Consider the following 15,587-nt stretch of genomic DNA (forward strand, 5'->3'; position numbering starts at 1 on the left):
TATATTTAAATCAGGCTGATTTTGATAATTTCTATGAGATATTTTTAAGCTCTAATTCATACTAAAAAAAGAGGTCTTATCCCCCTGGGTAGGTATTATTCTTCTCGCTCTACAAATGCAAAGTGATTATTATTCAATTCATTTTCACCCATCCAAGAATACGCCACTAACTTGCCATGAACTCGAGCCACACTCCAATCGACGCAGGCAATGTTTGAAGCCAGAGTTTTAGGTTCGCCATTCATCCAATAATGTCCCATAAATACTGGAGGCTGTGTCACATCATAATTAATTAAACAATCATCTGTGACAGGCTCATCAGGAATCGTAGGAATAGCATCTTCAGGACCTAAGAACATATCACGATAAGTGGTTGCTTCCTGCATCCACCATTTAATTCTGATCTCTGTTCGCTCATTACCTTCTTTATCTAAAAATGACTTTCCACTAGGTAATGATATTTCTTTGCCTTTTAATAATGTTTCAATGGCTTGATATTCCCAATTCTCTTTATATGCTGATAGAAATAAAAACTCATCCGTCAGATAAGGTTGCTGATAGTTATCTATTACCGTTTGAATAAGATCTGGGTCCCAGCATGCATGAATGATTCTTAAGTTTCCTAAATCAATCCATAACGGTAATGTTTTAAACCAACTAAGTAACTCTAAATACTCATCTGTATCTGATGCATAAGCATCTAGGAATGCTTGGTGCTGCTTAAGGTTTTTATCACTATGTTTTCTTAAAAAACCACCGTTGGGATCTTCGGTCGCAAACGATATGGCATTGTATTCATGGTTCCCCATAACCGCTAAAGCATGTCCATCGTCAATCATGGGTCGCACAATATCAATGACTCGTCTTTGATAGTTTCCGCGATCAATAAAGTCTCCTAAGAAAATAACTTTTCGTTCAGGGTGTTGATAAATACCATTAGTTTCTTGATAGCCTAATTTGAGCAGAAGTTTTTGTAATTCTAAGGCTTGGCCGTGAATGTCACCGATGATGTCAAATGCTTGCATAGTCATCTTGAAGTTTCTTCTTTAGTAACCTTGCCATTCTTTCATCTTCTAGCTTGATTACTTTCTTTTGTTTTTCCTCATCGTAAGACCACATAGTTTCCATCATATGCATCGTATAAGGAAGCAGTTCATCTAATGGGCATAAACCTAATTCCTTATCTTTACTCACCTCACATATCCTTCACGATTACCATCTAAATCATAAATATTGGTGACTCCATTTGAGTTAGGTACAGCATATCCAGTCGCATTACCATCGTTATCACGAATAACACGATCACTATTCCAGTTGTTAGGATTATTCTCCCAATTGTTAGGACTGTTCTCCCAGTTATTCGAAGAGTTATCCCAATTGTGTTCTGAATTTTCCCAGTTGTATGGACTGTCCTCCCAAGAAGTGACTCCAGCAAATGCTGAAAAAGAAATGATTGCTAGTACTAACATAAGTTTTTTCATCGTTGAAATCCTAATCTATATATAAATCTAAAACATTTAAATACATACCAAATAAAATAAGCAATAACAGTAAATAGACATACCAACATACAAACTTCGACAAAGCCTTTCTCGATTGGATCACAAGCAACAACTTGATAATGATCAAAACCATAGCCAATTAATTTATTTTCATTAAAGAATGGGCTACAGCCTTTTATCCTTTTTAACATCTGAAAGAAAATTTCACCTGTGAAGAAACTCAACCAAAAGATATAAAATAAAATCGATCGACTTTCAAAGAACTGTAAGATTTTTAAACAGAATGCATTTAGTTTTTTCATTCATCAAATCCAAATAAAGATTTATCTTGTACATATCCATCCGCCAGTGGATTAGTGTCTTGAATATAACCATCAGCTAATGGATTCACATCTTGTACATAACCGTCGGCTAATGGATTCGTTCTTTGAATATAACCATCGGCAAGGGGATTAACATCTTGAATGTAGCCATCGGCTAAAGGGTTGGTTCTCTGATAGTAACCTTCGGCTAGCGGGTTACCTCCTGCAAACACAGGTGAGACAATGAAACACAGAATTGAAAGATAACCTTTCATATTTAATTCTTAGTCTATCAAAAGAAAAATAAAGTTGCATTAATTATCAAAATGTCCTGACGATTTCATTAAACATCATCTCCTTTACTAAGAGGTATCTCTCCTTTCGTTCCTAATGATCCTCTTCCGCTAAGGCTATCCAGCGGCAAGAGGATAGCCACCATTAAATAGAATGAAGGAATATTGTGATGGAATTGAAGAATGGTTTTCTTTTAATTGCTGTTGGTTTCTGTTTTCTGATTGGATACAGTTATGCTGAAGCAGAAGTCAATGTGTGTAATAAACATTTTTACATTGATGAGCATGGTTATCGGCATTGTGATGAGATTGATGGAGTGGCAGTGGACGATTATCTCAGCCAATCTTTTGAAAACTATCAAGTCGGTCATAACATCTGCTTTATTGATTTTAATGGTCCCTACTTTGATAAAGCCAATCCAAAGATGGTGTGCAAACCTCAAGATGGATTAACTAAAAAAGATGGAGCAGCATTATACGCCAACTCCCTATTCGCTCAACTGAAAGAATCCCCTGAGCTAGAATACTTCTTCCTCACTTACGCAGCAGCTATGGATGATCCACAAGCGAATTTTAATCTAGGCATGGTCCATTACAATGGCTTCTTTAACCAGCCTGTGAATAAAGAATTAGCTTTTCAATTCATGATGACATCGGCCATCGAGGGGTATCCAAAAGCCATGCATAACATTGGTGAGATGAAACTTGTCGGTGAGGGGACTGAGAAAGACCTTATGACTTCATTCCAATGGTATAAAAAGGCGGCTCAATTTGGTCTTGTAGGCTCACAGTTTATGGTCGGTAAGATGTATGAGATGGGTTGGGGTACTGAGCAATCTAATCAACAAGCTTTCGATTCTTATTTAAAAGCAGCCATACAACATGACGGGGAAGCCATGGTCAGAATGGCTAGTCTGATTAATAAAGATAAAACCTTAGGTTACGACTCAGCAGATTCCATCATTCTTTTGTATCTTGCAAAACATGCAGATAACCATGATGCCTTGCTCACATTTTCAGAGTTTGTTGAACAAGGAATTATTGATAACCACGACATCGTCAATATGGATGCCTGGCTTAAAAGTACTTGCGGTTATGAAAACTTAGGTGGCTGTGTGGCTGATCTTCAATCTAATCAAATAGTGAGGTTTTAATGATGCAATTAATATATAGACTTTCTGCAGTAGTTTTTTTATGTTCAGTATTAGGCTATCTGAATGCTGAAGAAGTATTCAAACATAAAGATTGGTTGGTCGCCACCTACCCTGATGATTCTAAATACATCAAATACAGCACCCATGGAACAGCTGTGTGGGGTCATGAGTTTGGTTTTTTAAAAACAGTTGGTGATTGTAAAGCTGATAATATTTATGTTTCTTGGTCGTCTACTAAAGACATTAATCAATTAAAAAGGATGGAAAGTAAAAAAGTTTTATTTGAACTAGGGCCTGATGATAATTTTGAATTTCAATTTGCCATTCCTAATTTAGCTGTGACGCATTTAATCGGTAGTAATGAATATTTTGAAATACCAAATCCATTAAATGTGATGTTGTTTACTAACTACTTCCCAAAATATACTTTCCTGCCTACACTCGAAGCTGGAAGAAAAATTAGTGTCAATGTTAGCAATCAAGATCCACATCATGGAAACTTTGATATTCCAGATGATCAATTTAGTTTAGAAGGGTACATTGCAGCTCGTCAGTATGCGATGGAGTTGTGTGAAATGAGAACCAAAGCTTTAGAAATTAAAGATCAATATAAAGTCACAATGCGTTAATTTCGGTTTATGATTAAAGGATGAAATTCTGGTTTAGTTTTATCCTTTTTTTATTTTCCTATGCTCTATATGCAGATGTCATTTATGAAAAGCTAGATGAGAAAGATTATGCCGGTCGTCAGTATGTCACTATCACTGTTACAAATGAGATCGTTACTGGTGATGCAGAAATATTGCAGAACGCATTAAATGAGATCAATCAAAACAACTATCGCCTAAAAGAAGATTCAATTTATCTAAACTCAATTGGTGGCTCAATATACGAAGCAAAGAACATGGGGCATTATATTCGGCAGCATCATATTGCTACCAAGGTAAATGAAAATGATATCTGTGAGAGCGCCTGTGTATTTATTTTAGTATCAGGGTCCTGTCGAATGGCATTAGGTCATGTTGGGATTCATAGATCCCATTCTGATTTCAGCTATCGAAGTTATGATGAGATGCAACGGTTCATTCCCACAAGAAGGCAAAGTGATGAGGACTTTTTAAGAAAAATGGGGACCTCGGAAGACCTTATTGACGCTATCAAATCTATACCTGCATGGACCATGCGTTATTTAGAAGATAAAACAAAGCTCAAAGCAGGTTTGTTTGTTTCTCCAGCATTTGAATCGAAGTATTGGCAAGAGGTTGTCTCAAGAAAAATTGCTGCTCCAAAGAGTTTTCTTCTAAATGAATTACAAATAAGAAGTTTTGAGTTGATGGATTCAGTCACTTGGTATGAAGAAAAGATTTTAAAGAAAAACTCAACTTATGTTTTTCCATCCTGTACTGAACAAATGTTCCTCGATCAATTAGAGAAGTATCCTACTGGAACAGATAAGTTCGATGAGGAATTTCAAGTCTATGATTCATTTCAAGGTTATTCAACAATAGATCAAAATGAGAAGTTTGCGTTCTTTTATAACAATGACGTTCCACTACGAGATGGAGTCAGCCATTTTTGGCGTATTGATTATTATAAGAAAGGTGCCAAATTTATTACTTACCGAGAAGAAACAATTCTCTCTAAACCAACTGAGTGGGATAGTGGTGATGAGTCAGTGAAAATTGATATGAATGGTCGAAGAGCATCAAGAACAATCACAACAGATAATACAGGGACAATATTTAACGGATGGGGATTAGATCCTCAAAAAGATCCATCAGGCCCTATGATTGTCAATATTTATGTTGATGATAAATTAGTGAAAACGTTTAATTACAAAATAGTGAAGCCTAAGTAATAAGTGATGATTTATCCTATGATCATATATATTTTATTCATACATTAATTCGTAATAGCCCTTTAATTGCAAACAAGTGCCTAATGCTTCTTCAGCAGCGTATTCATTTTTATAGTCTTTTACCTTCTTTGCACATTTTTCTCTGATCTTCAAAGCCTTTTTCATCTTTGCTTCATTTGCTTTTTTTTCTTTTTCAATTTTAGCTTTCTGTTTTTTTTCATCCTCGTAGGCAGGAAGCTCAACATCTTTAAGATATTCTGTAATATATTTTCGTGCACAATTACTATAGGGTATTCCCGCATCAATTCTTTCACCTAAAGAATCAAAATTTTCATTAGATCTATCTAAATGACTACATTCACTAAGGCAGCTAGATCTTAAATCTGAATCACTTTTTATAAATCCACAGTCAGCAAAGACATAGGAAGGTAGTAATAAGCAAATAAAAATAATAAGCTTCATAAATTATCAATCAAATACATTATTCCAACGGTAAAGGATTAGTTAAATAAAATAAAGATGATGATGTTGTCTATATGTTGTCTTAATTTAATAAAGTAGAAATAAAAAAAGCTTACGTGATCTGTAAGCCTTGTTTTTATTGGTGGGCCCACCTGGACTCGAACCAGGGACCAAAGGATTATGAGTCCTCTGCTCTAACCAACTGAGCTATAGGCCCTATTTAGATTAATCTTTTCCTTCAAGAAAGCTTTTTAATCGATCAGACCTTGTTGGGTGTCTAAGCTTTCTTAAAGCTTTAGCTTCAATCTGACGGATTCTTTCACGAGTAACATCGAACTGCTTTCCAACTTCTTCTAACGTATGGTCTGTATTCATTTCAATACCAAACCTCATTCTCAATACTTTAGCTTCTCTTGGAGTAAGCCCTTCAAGAATGTCATTGGTCACATTTCGAAGACTTGAATAAACTGCAGCATCATCTGGAGTCAATGTACCAAGATCTTCAATAAAATCGCCTAAGTGAGAATCCTCATCATCACCGATTGGAGTCTCCATTGAAATTGGCTCCTTAGATATTTTTAGAATTTTTCTGATTTTATCTTCAGGCATTTCCATTTTCTCAGCCAAGACTGCTGGCTCTGGTTCTTGGCCTGTTGCTTGTAAAATCTGTCTTGAAATTCGATTCATCTTATTGATGGTCTCAATCATATGCACTGGGATACGGATAGTTCTTGCCTGATCGGCAATAGATCGAGTGATCGCCTGACGAATCCACCATGTCGCATAGGTTGAAAATTTGTAACCTCTTCGATACTCAAATTTATCGACTGCTTTCATTAAACCAATATTTCCTTCTTGGATAAGATCTAAAAATTGCAAGCCACGATTGGTATATTTCTTAGCTATTGAAATCACTAAACGTAAGTTAGCTTCAATCATTTCTCTTTTTGCACGTCTTGCTCGAGATTCCCCTCTCGTCATTTGGCGGTTAATCTCTTTGAAATTTTTAATAGGGATACCAGAGAAGTCTTCTAATTCTTTTAATTGCGCCTGTTGGTCTAAAATTGAATGTTTTAATTTTTCTAGATTAGCAATGTAAGGTTTATCTTCCTTCATCTCTACTTTTAACCATTTATTACTGGTTTCATTTCCAGGGAATGATTTGATGAATTGGGTTCGAGGCATCTTAGCTTGATTTACACAAAAATCCATGATGGTGCGCTCATGTGAGCGAATCTGTACAATGAACTGTCTGACTTTGTCACACAAGACTTCAACAAGCTTTGCTGAAAATCTAAAATTAAGTAATTCTTTTTGTATAACATCCTGGTGTTTCTTATATTCTGGGTCATCAATCCATTTATTTTTTTCACGCAATAAGGCTAACTTTTTATGCGCCGATTTGATTTTTTTAAATCTTTTCAGAACTTCCTCTGTTAACACTTTCAAATCTTCTGAAGACATGCCTTTGCCATTATCAGAAGATGATGAATCATCGTCATCACTATCTTCATCATTTGATGACTCTTCATCATTCATGCCAAGAGCCTCATTTAGCTCCTTCTCAGCTTCTAGATCAATTAAACCATCAACAAATTCATCCACTGATAATTCTCCAGCCTTTACTTTGTCGCCCATTTGCATCAGATCATCAATAATACCTGGGCATGCAGAAATGGCTTGAACCATATGCTTTAAACCATCTTCAATTCTTTTCGCAATTTCAATTTCTTCTTTTTTATCAAGCAAGCCCACCTTACCCATTTCACGCATATACATTCGCACAGGGTCTGTCGTTCTTCCAAACTCTGAATCAACAGTAGCTAGTGCTTGTTCTGCTTCTTCTGCTGCCTCTTCGTCAGTAACAGGAGCAGGCGCATCATCCATTAATAAATTCTCTGCATCTGGAGCTTCGTCATAGGTTCGAATACCCATGTCATGGATGATAGAAATAATTTCGTCAACTTGATCAGTTTCAGATATCTCATCAGGAAGGTGGTCATTAATCTCAGCATGTGTCAGGTAACCGCGCTCTTTACCTAAAATGATTAACGCTTTTAACTGGTTTCTTCTATTTTCAGCTTCTTTTGGATTGGAAGCCTCATCCAGATATAAATCTTTTAGTTTTTTGACACGAGGTTTTCTCGTTCTTTTAGGAGTAACTTTTTCTTCAGGATTTTTTCTTGGTCTTCCCATGCATGAATGCCTTAATTAATTAATAGAACGACCCGACATGATAACAAATTCGGTCTTTTTCATCAATATTTTTGGTATAACTTGGGTCAATTTTTGAATGTAATTATTTCTTATAATTTTTAAGAAATTCTTTTTCCTCATTACTTAATTCACTTAATTTTTTATTTTTAAGTACTGCAAATTGCTGAGATTGTTGAGTCTTATTTAATTGATGAATAAAAGAGTTTTGAATGCCCTTAAACTCTTCAAGCAAATCAATATTTTCAGAATAGTCCATCATCTGTTTTTGTAATTCACTCAATATATCTTCATCAACTTTATTTGCTAAAGAATGAAGTAAGCTAGCAGTATTTCTGATATTTGAATCATTCTCTTCAAATAACTTTTTAATTTGTTTAAACAGCTCATCCTCAACTAAATTACTCTGAAAAAATACTTCATCATCACTATCAAATAATTCTGGTTTCATCACTAATATAAGAATATATTTACGCTTCGCTGTTAATGAATTCTTAGCCGATGGCGAATATTTGATTTGTTGTGGAGCAGTATAATTGCCAGTGGACTCAATCCTCATCATCTTTTCAATTTCTCTCTGTGAAAAGTGAATTAAGTCTGCAATTCTTTTAATCAGAAATATTTTATATTTATTAGAATTTATTTTTTTATAAATTGGTTCAAAATTGTTTATAAATTTAATCTTATTTTCCTGGCTAGTTAGATCATTCTTTTCAGTTAATCTTTTAACAATGAATTCAGTTAAGGGGGTAGCTTGATCGATGTATTTTTTGAAATCTTGAATTGAGTTTTTTGTTATAAATGTATCTGGATCTTCACCTTCGGGCAAAAATAAGAAATAAAATTCGTAATCATCTTCTAAAATTTCAACTGCAGTATTTAGTGCTTTCCAAGCAGCTTCTTTACCAGCATGGTCTCCGTCAAAGCAAAAAGTAATTTTTTTTGAGTAGCGAATTAATTTTTTTAAATGATAAATGGTTGTTGCAGTACCTAAAGTTGCAACTGCATTTTGAATGCCATGTTGATATAAGGATATGACATCCATGTATCCTTCTACGATTAAAATATTGTTATCTTCTCGAATGCCTTTTTTAGCTTGAGGGAGGCCATATACTTCGTAACTTTTTTTGAATAATGGGGTTTCTGGTGAATTGTAATATTTGGGTTGATCCTCCTTGTTTATTACCCTGCCACCAAATCCAATAATATTGCCTTTAGCATTGATAATTGGAAAGATAATTCTATTTCTAAATCGATCATATATTTTCCCAGAATCGTTTTTTTGAACTAATCCGGCGGTTTGTAATTTTGGCTCTTCATAGTTTTCAAATTCTTTTTTTAATCCTTGCCAATCATCACTCGCATATCCAATCTGAAATTCACGGGCAACAGCTCCAGTTAATCCTCTTTTTTTTAAATAATTAATTGCTAATTCTGAAGAGCGCAGATTTTTTTTAAAATGTTGATTAGCTCTCTTTAGAATTTCTTCTAACTTAAAATCATCTGCTTTATCTTTCTTTACATTAGATTGATCATTTGGCACGGCTAACCCAAGCTGATTTGCAATAGATTGAACAGATTCAATAAATGTTAATCCGTCATACTCCATCAAAAAACTAATGGCCGATCCATGGGCGCCACATCCGAAGCAATGATAAAACTGCTTGGAGGGGCTTACTGTGAAAGAGGGAGATTTTTCTTGATGAAAGGGGCAGCATGCAACATAGTTTGCGCCAGCTTTTTTTAGTTTTACTCTTTGATCAACAACATCGACAACGTCAATTCGATTTAAGATTTCTTGAATAAAGGACTCCGGGATCATCACATAATGATAACTGAAATTATTTCAATTTTTATAAGTGATTTATGAGAGTTTTTGTCTGACTAATTTTGACACTTCACCCATATCGGCACGGCCAGCTACTTTTGATTTGAGTACGCCCACAACTTTACCCATATCTTTCATATCAGCAGCTCCAGTTGTCGCTATTGCTTCTTCAATGAATTGATTTATCTCTTCATCCGATAATGGTTCTGGCATGTATTTGGTTAGTACTTCAATCTCTAATTGTTCTTGATCAATCAAATCTTGTCTATTCGCTTGCTGATAAGCTTCGATTGAATCTTTTCTTTGTTTAAGCATTTTTTGGATGACAGTTAGAATTTGGTCATCATTTAATTCAATTCTCTCGTCAACTTCTTTTTGTTTGATAGAGGCCTGAAGAAGGCGAACAGCTCCAAGTCGAGCCGTATCTTTGGCTCGCATGAAGGTTTTCATATCATCTGAGATTAATTGTCGGATCGACATCTCGGAGGGATTAGTACATTTTTGGAGGTAACATTTGGTTGCGAAGACGTCTATATTGTCTTTTTACCGCAGCCGCTGCTTTTCTTTTACGCTCCCATGTAGGTTTTTCGTAAAATTCTTTAGCACGTAGATCATTCATAAGACCTGTTTTTTCAACAAGACGCTTAAATCTTCTTAATGCAACGTCAAATGGTTCGTTCTCTTTTACTTTAATAGTTGTCATAAATAATTATTTTATTAATAGTTCGTTTAAGGTTCGCTATTTTAATGCTAATATCATTTTTTTTCAACAAAAATTGTCAAAATGTTAATCTTAGGTATTGAATCCTCTTGTGATGAAACGGGTTTGGCCCTTTATGACTCAGAATCAGGTCTAATCGGACATGTTTTAAATTCTCAAGTTGATTTGCATCGTTTATACGGTGGAGTAGTCCCAGAACTGGCATCTCGCGATCACATTCGATTCATACTCCCTTTGTTAGATGAATTATTCAAAAAAACTAACAAAGACGTTACCGATCTTAATGCCATTGCTTATACCAAAGGTCCCGGGCTTTCAGGAGCTCTTTTAGTAGGAGCCAGCGTCTCAGAAAGTTTGGCTATGAGTTTAGACATTCCAACAATCCCTATTCATCACCTTGAAGGACACCTTTTATCTCCCTTTTTAGAAAATAATCAACCTGAATTTCCTTTTTTAGCATTGCTTGTCTCTGGAGGGCATTCACAACTCATTCACGTGAGAGAACTCGGTGATTATGAAATTATTGGAGATACGCTTGATGATGCAGCTGGGGAAGCCTTTGATAAAAGTGCTCAACTCCTTGGTCTTGGATACCCGGGTGGCGCAGCATTATCAAAACTAGCCACTTCCGGTTCTTCGTTTTATTCACTGCCAAAGCCATTGATTAGCAGTGATGATCTCAATTTTAGTTTTAGTGGATTAAAAACGGCGGTCCTTAATCTGGTCAAAAAAGAACAGCCATTAGATGATATAAAAAAAGCGAATATTGCCTATGCATTTCAAGAGTCCATCACAGATGTCCTCACCACGAAATGTTTAAAAGCGCTTAAAGAAAAAAATTTGAGTTGCTTAGTTGTTTCTGGCGGAGTGGGGGCTAATAGACAATTGCGAGACAAGTTAAAATCACTTGCTGAAGAACATAGTTTTCAATTATTTTTCCCCAGTCTAGAATTTTGTACTGACAATGGAGCCATGATTGCTATTGCTGGATTCTTCAGGCATCAATTATCGCATAATAAAAATTATGAATTTTCTGTCAAACCTAAATGGAGACTTACAGAAATTTAATCTTCCTATTTAAAATTGGATTCTTTTTTTTCAATTAGATTTTTAATGTTCTCTTTATGGCGGTAAATTAATAAGACACTTAAAAAGAGACTAAGCCATAAAAAACTCTGATCAACATTCATGAAAAAAGCCATCAAAGGTAAACATAATGCTGCAGTGATGGCAGACAAAGAGGAAATGCGACTTACCAAAAAAATAACTAGCCAAATGATTAGCACTAAGATTGCAACATGAATATCAATTGCTAATAAGACTCCCAAAGCGGTAGCTACCCCCTTACCACCCCTAAATTGATGGTAGACAGGAAACAGATGTCCTAAAAAAACTGCCGCTGCAATAAGTAACACTTGATCATAATTAATATTTAAATAAAATTTTGCGATCAAAACAACAATTGTCCCTTTGAGCATGTCACCCAGAAGTGTTAATAGTGCAGCTAATTTTTTTCCCGACCTCATGACATTTGTCGCTCCTGGATTTTTTGAGCCAAAACTTCGTGGATCTTGAATTTTAAAAATCTTGCTTAATAAAATTCCAAACGAAATGGATCCTATAAAATAAGCTAAAATAATGCAGATAAAATTAATCATATTTAAATTATAAGGGATTGCTATTCAGATGAATAATCAAATTTTCATATCCAATCTTGTTGTTCCGATTATTATTGGAGTACCAGATTGGGAAAGAGCTATTCCACAAAATCTTTACATTGATTTGAATATTATTCTTAAAAAAAATGATGCCTTCAATTCGGATAATTTAGAAGACACTATTGACTATAGCTCTATAATTGAATTAATTAAATTACTGGCTACAGAAAATAAAGATATCTTACTTGAAAGTTTTGGAGAAAAAATAGCATCTCAAATTCTTCAAAACTTTCCTGCCCAGTCTCTTACCTTGAAAATATCAAAGAAAAAAATAATTCCTGATGCTGATTTCGTTGGCATCATTCTTAATCGATCGATTTAACCTCTTGGGTGATGTTTTTGATGTAAATCTTTCAATCTCTCGCGGGCCACATGAGTATATATTTGCGTAGTCGATATATCGCTATGGCCTAACAACATTTGTACGACTCTCAAATCTGCGCCATGATTCAACAAATGTGTGGCAAAGGCATGCCTTAACACATGTGGAGAAATTGCATGCTTTATCCCTGATGCAACTGCATACCTTTTAATTAAGTACCAAAAGGCTTGACGAGTCATAGCAGCACCTCTCAAAGTTACAAAAAGGTACTTTGATTTTTTCTCTTTTAAAAGATTGTCTCGCGAAGATTTAAGGTATTGCTCAATCCAGTGAGAAGCCTCCTCGCCCATAGGAACTAGTCTAGTTTTCTCCCCTTTGCCTGTTATTCTGATCACGCCATCATTTAAAGAAACTTCAGTGACCATAATGGTGATTAATTCGCTGACTCTTAAGCCACATGCATACAATAATTCCAACATGGCTCGATCTCGTAAACCCTGATCATCAGATATATTAGGTGCATTAAGAAGTTCCTCAACCTCATTTTCATTTAAACTTTTTGGGAGTGCTTTTGAAGGTTTAGGAGCCTCAATCATTAATGTAGGATCCTCATGAATAATATTTTCTCTTACCAAATATCTATAAAACCTCCGTAAACAAGCCAATAGACGTGCGATACTTCGTGATTTTGACAATGGAAAACGATAAGCCAAATATTCTTGAATTTCACTTTTTGTAATATGAGTAATGTCGCGATTAGAATACCAGATGGCTAGTTGCTTTAAATCATAACGATAGCTATCTAATGTATTTTTTGATAAGCCATCCTCTAACCATAAGCTATTTATAAATTGATCAACAATTAAAGGTAATTCTTTAGATGCTTCATTCATAATTGAAATTAATTATGGCATAAAAAAAGCCCCAAGTAGGGGCTTTTCATTTTGTTTTAAGATTTAATTAAGCATCTTTCTTGTCTTCAGCCGGAGCTGCATCTTGAGCTGGTGCTTCAGCCGGAGCTGCATCTTGAGCTGGTGCTTCAGCCGGAGCTGCATCTTGAGCTGGTGCTTCAGCCAGTTCTACTTCAGGAATTGCTTCAAACTGTGAATCCGTTTCACGTGCTTTTAGTCTTTCTTTAATACGCGCAGACTTACCAGAACGTTCTCTTAGATAGAATAGTTTTGCACGACGAACATTACCACGTCGTTTAACTTCAATTGAATCGATTAATGGTGAGTGAAGTTGGAATGTTCTCTCAACACCCTCTCCAGATGAAATTTTTCTAACGATAAAAGATGAGTTAAGCCCTCTATTTTTTCTGGCAATTACAACACCCTCAAAAACCTGTACTCTTTTTCGGTCTCCCTCAACAACGTTTACACCAACAGCAACGGTATCACCAGGAGCAAACTTAGGAATTTTTTTGCCAAGACGAGCAATTTCTTCTTTTTCGATAGTTTGAATAATGTTTGTCATATCTATTTCCTCTTTTTCAAATCTTGTTCCTGCTCACTCAAAGCTTCCTGGAGCAGCCCAGATTCTTCTATTGTTAATTCCTGAACATTTATTAAGTCAGGTCTTTTTTTAAAAGTTTCTAACAAAGCAGTTTTTTTTCGCCACCTTGATATCAGATTATGATCTCCAGACAATAATACATCTGGTACCTTTAAATTCTCAAAAACTTCAGGTCGAGTGTACTGAGCATGATCGAGAAGTCCTTTGTAGAAAGAATCGTCCTCAAAGGATTCGTTGTTATTTAACACTCCAGGAATTATCCTGGATAACGAATCAATTAAAACCATAGCCGGTAATTCTCCGCCTGTTGTCACAAAATCTCCAATGGAGATTTCTTCATCCACATAATGATCTATCACTCTTTGATCTATACCCTCGTATCGACCCGAGATTAAAATCATATTATCTATCTTTGATAACTCAATTAGTTTTTTCTGATCAAGCCTCTTTCCTTTAGGGCTCAAATATATCACTTTTGAGTTATGTACATTCTTGTTTTCATGATTTTTTTTGATGTCTCTTATGGTTTTCACAAGAGGTTCAATCATCATTACCATTCCTGGACCACCACCATAAGGTCGGTCATCAATAGTGTGATGAACATCATTTACATAATCACGAGGATTCCACAGATTTAAATTAACCTTGGAATCTTTCAATGCTCTACTGACCACACCGTCAGATTTAACTACTTCAAACATTTGAGGCATTATTGAAATGACATCAAATGTAATCATTAAAATTCCTTATCCCAGTCAACCTCTATGAGCTGATTGTGAGTATCCACTCTTTTAATTACTTGTGGAATGTAGGGTATTAGTCTTTCTCTATCTCCTGAAACTACCAACACATCATTGGCACCAGTTTCAATCAGACCAACCACTTTACCCAAATCTTCACGGTCAACATCAATCACTTTTAAACCTATCAGATCATCCCAATAAAACTCATCTTCAGGCAATTGGGGGAGCTGATCCCTTTCAATTGCTAAGAAATATCCTTTATGCGAGATGGATTGGTCTCGATCTGTTAATCCAATATCAGCTATGACATCCTGACCTTGAATCTTTATTTCTTTAATTTCAACACGGTTCCAATCTTTTTGATTTCTTGATAAAAACTGTGTTTTGTACTGTATAAAATTTTTAGCTGTTTCAGTAAATGGTCTTATCTTTACCCAACCCTTAATCCCATAGGCAGAAATAATTTTTCCTATGATGACTAGGTTTTCCAACAATTATTCTTCTTTAGGCGCTTCCTCAGCAGGAGCAGCTTCCTCAGCAGGAGCAGCTTCCTCAGCAGGAGCAGCTTCCTCAGAAGGAGCAGCTTCCTCAGCTACAGGCTCTGCAGCTGCAGCTTTTTCAGCAGCTTTTTTTGCTTTTTTAGCTTCAGCTTTTTTCAAATCTTTTTGTTTCATTGCTTCAAGACCAGCCGGGCCTTTCGCTTGCAACTTGATAATTCTAGACATTGTCTCTGAAATTTGAGCTCCATTATCTTTCCAATAAGCAATTCTTTCCTGATCAAGCCTTAAACTTTCAGCTCCAGATTGTGCCATTGGGTTGTAGAAGCCAACACGCTCAATAAAACGACCGTCTCTTCGTTTGCGTGAGTCTTGAACCACTACGTTGTAATAAGGTTTCTTCTTTGAACCGCTTCTTGATAATCTAATAATAACCATAAATAATCTCTAAAAAATTT

21 protein-coding genes and 1 tRNA gene are annotated in these 15,587 nt (G+C 35.5%); 5 read left to right on the forward strand and 17 right to left on the reverse strand.

Annotated features, from left to right (window positions below; all coding sequences use genetic code 11):
* Nucleotides 1-95 precede the first annotated feature (95 nt).
* From UZ34_05860 to UZ34_05880, 5 genes are read right to left on the reverse strand one after another with little or no spacing between them, the layout of a single operon-like run.
* Complete coding sequence (locus tag UZ34_05860; protein ID AKO64874.1) at nt 96-1,025, reverse strand: hypothetical protein; 930 nt, start codon at nt 1,023-1,025, stop codon at nt 96-98.
* Entirely contained in the window at nt 1,012-1,194 is a 183-nt protein-coding gene (locus UZ34_05865; protein AKO64875.1) for a hypothetical protein, read from the reverse strand. The genes UZ34_05860 and UZ34_05865 overlap by 14 nt, the downstream gene beginning before the upstream one ends.
* Nucleotides 1,191-1,481 (reverse strand): hypothetical protein, encoded by a 291-nt coding sequence (locus tag UZ34_05870; GenBank protein AKO64876.1) that lies wholly within the window; start codon nt 1,479-1,481, stop codon nt 1,191-1,193. The genes UZ34_05865 and UZ34_05870 overlap by 4 nt, the downstream gene beginning before the upstream one ends.
* Nucleotides 1,478-1,804 (reverse strand): hypothetical protein, encoded by a 327-nt coding sequence (locus UZ34_05875; GenBank protein AKO64877.1) that lies wholly within the window; start codon nt 1,802-1,804, stop codon nt 1,478-1,480. The genes UZ34_05870 and UZ34_05875 overlap by 4 nt, the downstream gene beginning before the upstream one ends.
* The gene (locus UZ34_05880) at nt 1,801-2,079 is read right to left on the reverse strand and encodes a hypothetical protein (GenBank protein ID AKO64878.1); all 279 of its coding nucleotides are present in this window, start codon (nt 2,077-2,079) and stop codon (nt 1,801-1,803) included. The genes UZ34_05875 and UZ34_05880 overlap by 4 nt, the downstream gene beginning before the upstream one ends.
* Nucleotides 2,080-2,267: 188 nt before the next feature.
* Between UZ34_05880 and UZ34_05885 the strand changes: the two genes are divergently transcribed.
* The 3 genes from UZ34_05885 to UZ34_05895 are packed head-to-tail and all read left to right on the forward strand — an operon-like array spanning nt 2,268 to nt 5,109.
* Nucleotides 2,268-3,251, forward strand: coding sequence for a hypothetical protein (locus UZ34_05885; GenBank protein ID AKO64879.1), 984 nt, complete (start codon nt 2,268-2,270; stop codon nt 3,249-3,251).
* Entirely contained in the window at nt 3,251-3,880 is a 630-nt protein-coding gene (locus tag UZ34_05890; protein AKO64880.1) for a hypothetical protein, read from the forward strand. The genes UZ34_05885 and UZ34_05890 overlap by 1 nt, the downstream gene beginning before the upstream one ends.
* Nucleotides 3,881-3,900: 20 nt before the next feature.
* Complete coding sequence (locus UZ34_05895; GenBank protein ID AKO64881.1) at nt 3,901-5,109, forward strand: hypothetical protein; 1,209 nt, start codon at nt 3,901-3,903, stop codon at nt 5,107-5,109.
* A 33-nt stretch (nt 5,110-5,142) separates the two neighbouring features.
* Here UZ34_05895 and UZ34_05900 read toward each other — a convergent pair whose 3' ends face one another.
* From UZ34_05900 to UZ34_05925, 6 genes are all read right to left on the reverse strand, one after another.
* Entirely contained in the window at nt 5,143-5,571 is a 429-nt protein-coding gene (locus tag UZ34_05900) for a hypothetical protein (GenBank protein ID AKO64882.1), read from the reverse strand.
* Nucleotides 5,572-5,711: 140 nt separating this feature from the next.
* Nucleotides 5,712-5,788, reverse strand: a tRNA-Met gene (locus UZ34_05905).
* 8 nt (nt 5,789-5,796) lie between these two features.
* Nucleotides 5,797-7,680, reverse strand: a complete 1,884-nt coding sequence (locus tag UZ34_05910) for an RNA polymerase sigma factor RpoD (GenBank protein AKO65183.1) — start codon at nt 7,678-7,680, stop codon at nt 5,797-5,799.
* A gap of 190 nt (nt 7,681-7,870) precedes the next feature.
* The gene (locus UZ34_05915; GenBank protein ID AKO64883.1) at nt 7,871-9,607 is read right to left on the reverse strand and encodes a DNA primase; all 1,737 of its coding nucleotides are present in this window, start codon (nt 9,605-9,607) and stop codon (nt 7,871-7,873) included.
* Nucleotides 9,608-9,649: 42 nt separating this feature from the next.
* Nucleotides 9,650-10,093: a glutamyl-tRNA amidotransferase gene (locus tag UZ34_05920; protein ID AKO64884.1), complete on the reverse strand. Its 444-nt coding sequence runs from the start codon at nt 10,091-10,093 to the stop codon at nt 9,650-9,652.
* 10 nt (nt 10,094-10,103) lie between these two features.
* Entirely contained in the window at nt 10,104-10,316 is a 213-nt protein-coding gene (locus UZ34_05925) for a 30S ribosomal protein S21 (GenBank protein ID AKO64885.1), read from the reverse strand.
* Nucleotides 10,317-10,397: 81 nt separating this feature from the next.
* Between UZ34_05925 and UZ34_05930 the strand changes: the two genes are divergently transcribed.
* The gene (locus UZ34_05930; protein AKO64886.1) at nt 10,398-11,402 is read left to right on the forward strand and encodes a UGMP family protein; all 1,005 of its coding nucleotides are present in this window, start codon (nt 10,398-10,400) and stop codon (nt 11,400-11,402) included.
* Between the two features lie 5 nt (nt 11,403-11,407).
* On the opposite strand, the gene UZ34_05935 is transcribed toward UZ34_05930, so the two are convergent.
* Complete coding sequence (locus UZ34_05935; GenBank protein ID AKO64887.1) at nt 11,408-11,992, reverse strand: acyl-phosphate glycerol 3-phosphate acyltransferase; 585 nt, start codon at nt 11,990-11,992, stop codon at nt 11,408-11,410.
* Between the two features lie 28 nt (nt 11,993-12,020).
* Between UZ34_05935 and UZ34_05940 the strand changes: the two genes are divergently transcribed.
* Entirely contained in the window at nt 12,021-12,374 is a 354-nt protein-coding gene (locus UZ34_05940) for a hypothetical protein (GenBank protein AKO64888.1), read from the forward strand.
* Here the strand turns inward: UZ34_05940 and UZ34_05945 are convergent.
* From UZ34_05945 to UZ34_05965, 5 genes are all read right to left on the reverse strand, one after another.
* Entirely contained in the window at nt 12,371-13,267 is an 897-nt protein-coding gene (locus UZ34_05945; GenBank protein AKO64889.1) for a tyrosine recombinase XerD, read from the reverse strand. The genes UZ34_05940 and UZ34_05945 overlap by 4 nt on opposite strands.
* Before the next feature lie 67 nt (nt 13,268-13,334).
* On the reverse strand, nt 13,335-13,850 hold the full coding sequence (locus tag UZ34_05950) for a 50S ribosomal protein L19 (GenBank protein AKO64890.1): 516 nt from the start codon (nt 13,848-13,850) through the stop codon (nt 13,335-13,337).
* Between the two features lie 2 nt (nt 13,851-13,852).
* The gene (gene trmD, locus UZ34_05955) at nt 13,853-14,626 is read right to left on the reverse strand and encodes a tRNA (guanine-N1)-methyltransferase (protein AKO64891.1); all 774 of its coding nucleotides are present in this window, start codon (nt 14,624-14,626) and stop codon (nt 13,853-13,855) included.
* The gene (locus UZ34_05960; GenBank protein AKO65184.1) at nt 14,626-15,105 is read right to left on the reverse strand and encodes a hypothetical protein; all 480 of its coding nucleotides are present in this window, start codon (nt 15,103-15,105) and stop codon (nt 14,626-14,628) included. Before UZ34_05960 ends, trmD begins: the two co-directional genes overlap by 1 nt.
* 21 nt (nt 15,106-15,126) lie before the next feature.
* Entirely contained in the window at nt 15,127-15,567 is a 441-nt protein-coding gene (locus tag UZ34_05965) for a 30S ribosomal protein S16 (GenBank protein ID AKO64892.1), read from the reverse strand.
* Nucleotides 15,568-15,587: the final 20 nt, after the last annotated feature.

It is taken from the genome of Methylophilales bacterium MBRSF5 (assembly GCA_001044335.1).
Classification (GTDB): domain Bacteria; phylum Pseudomonadota; class Gammaproteobacteria; order Burkholderiales; family Methylophilaceae; genus BACL14.